A 4,873-nucleotide genomic window follows, 5' to 3' on the forward strand; every position below is an offset into this window, starting at 1 on the left:
GTATTCATGTTAGTTCCAGTTAAAATTAATTGTTTTAGTGAGGCGTTTGGTGTTTCGTCTGCTCACCGCAAAATACCTGAACCCATCTGCATCATGGGACGTGTAGTCATGCAGCGGCTTATCTTTCCAACAGCCACGCTTGTCGTCCCACTCTTTGCGATAGCTTTCCAGATGGGATATGCCCTCACCGCATTTCTCTTCATCAAATACACAGCGAGGCAGGATCTCACGCACGGATTCGATACCAGTATCAACCCCAACCTTTGGTACTACTTTGAATATCATCGAATATTTTTGACCGTCGATTTCATAACCTTCTCGCGCCAACTCTCGGCGTGATTTCGCGTCAGCCCCAAATTCACGGTTATCGATATCATGCGGCCCCCAATGTTCACCGTAGGTATAACCCTTATCTTTTAGCATCTTCATGTAGTGCCGTAGTCCTTCACCTGAGTTCTCGTAATAGTCGATGACATGAAACTCATCCCCCACCTCACGCACGAACCAAATAGCCGTAGAGTCACCGACTCCGATATCCCAGAACGTATGAACAGGCAGGTGTGAGTTGTCCGGCAACTTGCCAATGCGTTTATTCTCATACAGCCAGCGGAACTGCTTAGAATAATAGGCCCCTTCGACAGATTGCTGGAATGCCTCGGCCGGGATAGAAGGGTATTCCCGCTTCATATCGTCGCCCAGCGTTTTCTCTTTGGCGAAATACCAAGCCTGCTGGCGTTCTGTAAGATTGATACCGTGTTTTGCTCTCAGCTCTGCGAAGTAATCAACCAGTCGTTGTGGTATTGGCTCTACCGGATCAATCGCATAGAGTGGGTTCTTCCACCAAGAGAAGAAAAAGAATTTCCAGTCAAGATTGGATAACTGCTTGCCTTGTATCTGTGCTTTCTCGGCTGTCTGGCAGTAGTCAAAGAAATAACCGGCCCGTCCTTCTGCGGTGCTTTCTATCGTTGTGAAACAGTCGGTTGATACCGCCTCAAATGCACCGGTGACTATCTCTCTGGCTTTATCGGGGAACTTGGCGCATATCTTCCCGAACTCAGAAACATGCAGGTAACGCAATGTGCCACCACGGAATGAAGTCGAGACATACAGCGAGCCACCTTTCCGAAACACCAGCTCACCCGCCGCATCATTACTGGCAGGGTTGGCGGCCTTAATCTCGTCCGGCAATCTGTCATAGGCGTACTTGACCTTTTCCCGAAACAGTCGCTTTGCGTCATTGAGTGTATGAGCAATCAGGGCACACTTGGCGGATTCGAACAAGGCGGCGTCAAGCTGGATAATGCAAACTTCCGTAGTAAATCCCAACTGGCGGGCTTTAAGAATGATATTGCGAGTGTGAATTCCTTCGAAATACTCCAACTGCTCTGGCGTCATTTTGAACCGGACAGGGCGGCCTTCTTTGTTGGTTATCCAGTAGAGGTTGTTGAGTCGCCAGAGTTTATCGCGCAGTAACGCTAAATGTTCCGGCTTCATGTTATCCCTTAGAGAGTTCGTCCATCAGATCAGATATGGAGTCAGTTGATGTACTCTTATTGCCGCTATCAATGTTGTATGCTTCACGTTCAGCCTTAATAACTTTAATCTGAGCATCAACGCCAGCGACCAATGAACGTGACAATGAAGTGTGGTTTTCTTCGGTAAACTCGACATCTTCAAGAAAATTACCCAGCTTGTTTGCGATACCCCGCCATCTAGCCAAATCGACGCGATGCCCAAGAACAACTTCCGCCGCTTCACTGGCTGCCTGCTCTATTATTTCTTCATCAGTTCGCACTTCTGACTGCGAACCAGCCTTGCGAACCTCACTGCGAACCTCACTGCGAACCAACTTAGTTCTTGTCACTTTTTTTACCTTATCAGCAAGGTCTCTTTGCCAACCATTAGAACTGGCTCTTTTCCTTATTGCTGTGTCACTAACACCGTGTTTAGATGCTATTTCACGAATTGACAGCGAACCAGCCCGGTAAGCCGATTCGATGGCCTCCCAATCTGGTTTAGCCATTTTCTTTTCCTTATCTTGAAAACAGCCCGCCTTTCCTAGTTTGCTCTCGATTGACAAACAGTAGTATCTCTTTAAGGGCTATATGGCGAATGTGATCGTCATCAGGGATGCTGGGTATTTTCGCTGAGTTAATGACGGCCGAACTCAGGCGTGCTTGCTTAGCAGTCCCTCTATATGCTTTCTCTATTTCATTGATTATGGCATTGGCGTTTATATCTACTGCCAGTTCCAATGGAGTAACAGCTACTCTTACTTTCCCTTCTGAACCACATACCTTGAAGCTATCAGCAGTAACCCCAGCCTTGATTCCTTCATCTACTGCCAGCGTCATACCTGCGGGATAGGTCTTGGCATCCTGACTTAACCCCTTAACACCACTCAGCATGGCATTAACGCGCTTTTCGATAAACCCGTCACGGGCTTGTCCATCAATGCGATCCAACAGTTCAGCAATGCGTTCTAGCTGTGATTCAAGCTGGCTTAATGTTTCAGTGTCGTATTGGATACCGACAGTGAATGTGGATGTTGCTGTACCTTGTGACATGTTTGCTCTCCATAAATCAGAATAATTAACTGGTCTGGTTGATATAACCCCGACAGTTTTTGTACTGTGGTTATATAAAATGCTGAAAAAACATTCAGCAAGTAACTTATCGTCCAATATCTCATCATCGGACTTTGGCTCTTCGACTACATGGCGATCACAACTCGGTGAATTATGATGGCAATGCAGGCCGTCTCTCCGGCTGTCACACCCCTTCGCCTGCCTACAGCGGATGTTGCTGATAATGACCCGTCTTCTTCGGGGGCATGGGTTATTTTTGATTCTGTCTGTACGCTCGATGGCAAGGAAGCATGTCATAGCTAATACAAACAGACGGCGATAACCCGACGCAAAGGAGTATCGATATCGATACTCCCGATAGAGGTGCGCACAAAACAGTGACGTAAAAACAGATGCTTAAGCCGTTTTGCCCAGCCCCTTGTGTCCAAATAACACATTGAAAAGCAATGAATTTATTTCTTTTGTCCAGTACATAAATCAACCATGGAGGTATGTCTACAGTTGGAAATAAAAATGCCACCAGCCCGTGTGCGCTGGGTACGCGGTAGGAACGGGGTGGCAGCATGGGTTATTCCTGTAGCCACTCAGGGAATGGACACAGAAATATTTCATTTAGTTTCAGAGAGTAACTAATTGTTAAGTATTATTCGCTTGTTATTGTGTGGAAATGGGTTTACTGGATTTATTAGTCTTTGTTGTAGTCAGCAAAATATAGGGTGAATAAAATGAAAAAATATCTTCTTCTTTGCCTGTTGGCGGGTTCGGCTATTCTACCACTGCAAACTTACGCCAATATTTCCAGTGCTTCCTTGGGGGATCCTTTAGATCCTATTTGCGAGTTAATCCCTGTGTTTCCATGGTGCGATGTAGTTCCTCCTGTTCCGGTAACCCCGCCAAATTAACCAATTTGAACAGACCAATAAATCAAGCAAGGACGGTAGCATTCCCGCCGTCCTCTCGTAATGACACGGTATTTACTCTCACCACCCCAGAATCATTTGCTCTGAGGTGACGGGGTGTTCTCTCTGATTCCATGCTGCTATTGCCTCCTCCTCAGTTTCGGAGGGTTCGGTCTGTTCAACTGAACAATCACCACAGTAGACATAATATTTACCGCCAAATTCCTCAGAGACATCGGATTCACCACCACAAAACGGGCACGGTTTGAGTTCGTCTGTCATTATTGTATTCTCCTACACTCAGTCCCGACATAATCCTGCAAATATCTTAATTTTGCCCGGTCGTTGATGATGCCTGCTCGGATATCGAGAACAGTTGATCCAGTTTCTCCAGTGAGTTCGACGGTGGTTGTAGCGTCCACGCTGCCGGAGGAAGTGGTTTCAGACACGGGACAGGTGGCTTTGATGCGCAGCTTGCGACGACCAGCGGCAACATCAGCCCGAAGAATGTCGATTTCAGTCTTGGCATTGGCGAGTTCCTGAGTGTGTCGGGTATCTAGTTCGTGGAGTTGCTGGATGCGCTCTTGCTGGTCGGTGTTGATGGCGACCTGCTCGTCATACTGCAGCTTTAATCTACGGTATTCCTTGGCCTTGTCCTGATACTCACTGTAATAGAACCAGAACAGGCCAGCGACGACAGCAAAAGCACCGAGGGTGAAGTGCTGGCTATTGAGTTTCATTTTTCTTCACCCAATACCCATAACCCCACGATCGAGGGTTCCACCATTTTGATGTAGAAATCCACTTTTCTATGGAATCGTAGAAACCCTTTTCACTGCCACAATGCTTACAAAATCTACGATGATTAAATCTATTCTCAAAACCAGCCCCAAACGGAGCATCAGTGTGTATCTTGTGGCAGTTTTCACACCGGACTAATTGATAGTAATTGCTCATAACAGTGACCACGCTTTTTCAAACACGGAATCTGAATAAGGCTGCTTGCCGTTCTCGTGCCGGATGATGGACTTAGCCAGCGCAATCAATGTGGGTTTATTGATGTCCAGAACCTGATTCGGGTCTACATTCAGTGCATTAGCAACACCCTTGATTAGGCTGAGGTGTTATTCTCGCTATTTGGAGCATAGCGATTAATCATCTTGGATACGCTATTATGCCCGCCTTTGTGGTAATTGGTCAGCAACTTCATGAGTGCCCGGATACCATATTCCGGTGATTCAAACAGACAGAACCGAGAATTTTTTACACCTGTTTCGATTCCAATTTGACCTTGCCACTTATTCGCCGGGATGTAGTCGATATTGCCCGGGTTGTTATTACGAATGCCTCTCGTCATTGTTGGCTCCCGCTCTTTTCTCTGCCATC

The 4,873-nt window shown here is 46.7% G+C and carries 7 protein-coding genes and 1 pseudogene; 2 read left to right on the plus strand and 6 right to left on the minus strand.

Going from position 1 to position 4,873, the window contains the following annotated elements:
• Positions 1-9 precede the first annotated feature (9 nt).
• From ABLA76_RS16480 to ABLA76_RS16490, 3 genes are read right to left on the minus strand one after another with little or no spacing between them, the layout of a single operon-like run.
• Positions 10-1,494: a terminase gene (locus tag ABLA76_RS16480; RefSeq protein WP_348988753.1), complete on the minus strand. Its 1,485-nt coding sequence runs from the start codon at positions 1,492-1,494 to the stop codon at positions 10-12.
• Position 1,495: 1 nt separating this feature from the next.
• Positions 1,496-2,023: a hypothetical protein gene (locus ABLA76_RS16485; protein WP_348988754.1), complete on the minus strand. Its 528-nt coding sequence runs from the start codon at positions 2,021-2,023 to the stop codon at positions 1,496-1,498.
• Positions 2,024-2,033: 10 nt separating this feature from the next.
• The gene (locus ABLA76_RS16490) at positions 2,034-2,567 is read right to left on the minus strand and encodes a hypothetical protein (RefSeq protein WP_348988755.1); all 534 of its coding nucleotides are present in this window, start codon (positions 2,565-2,567) and stop codon (positions 2,034-2,036) included.
• A 174-nt stretch (positions 2,568-2,741) separates the two neighbouring features.
• Between ABLA76_RS16490 and ABLA76_RS16495 the strand changes: the two genes are divergently transcribed.
• Together ABLA76_RS16495 and ABLA76_RS16500 are read left to right on the plus strand one after the other, a co-directional pair.
• Positions 2,742-2,891 (plus strand): hypothetical protein, encoded by a 150-nt coding sequence (locus ABLA76_RS16495; protein WP_348988756.1) that lies wholly within the window; start codon positions 2,742-2,744, stop codon positions 2,889-2,891.
• A gap of 422 nt (positions 2,892-3,313) precedes the next feature.
• A complete protein-coding gene (locus tag ABLA76_RS16500) occupies positions 3,314-3,490 on the plus strand; it encodes a hypothetical protein (RefSeq protein WP_348988757.1) in 177 nt (58 codons plus the stop codon).
• A 78-nt stretch (positions 3,491-3,568) separates the two neighbouring features.
• Here the strand turns inward: ABLA76_RS16500 and ABLA76_RS16505 are convergent, their stop codons facing one another.
• The 3 genes and pseudogenes from ABLA76_RS16505 to ABLA76_RS16515 form a co-directional block, all read right to left on the minus strand.
• Positions 3,569-3,769, minus strand: coding sequence for a Lar family restriction alleviation protein (locus ABLA76_RS16505; protein ID WP_348988758.1), 201 nt, complete (start codon positions 3,767-3,769; stop codon positions 3,569-3,571).
• Positions 3,769-4,227, minus strand: a complete 459-nt coding sequence (locus ABLA76_RS16510; RefSeq protein WP_348988759.1) for a lysis protein — start codon at positions 4,225-4,227, stop codon at positions 3,769-3,771. The genes ABLA76_RS16505 and ABLA76_RS16510 overlap by 1 nt, the downstream gene beginning before the upstream one ends.
• Positions 4,228-4,598: 371 nt before the next feature.
• Positions 4,599-4,873: pseudogene (locus ABLA76_RS16515) on the minus strand (hypothetical protein); the annotation flags it as partial.

The organism is Xenorhabdus sp. SGI240, assembly GCF_040081915.1.
In the GTDB taxonomy this organism is placed as follows: Bacteria; Pseudomonadota; Gammaproteobacteria; order Enterobacterales; family Enterobacteriaceae; genus Xenorhabdus; species Xenorhabdus bakwenae.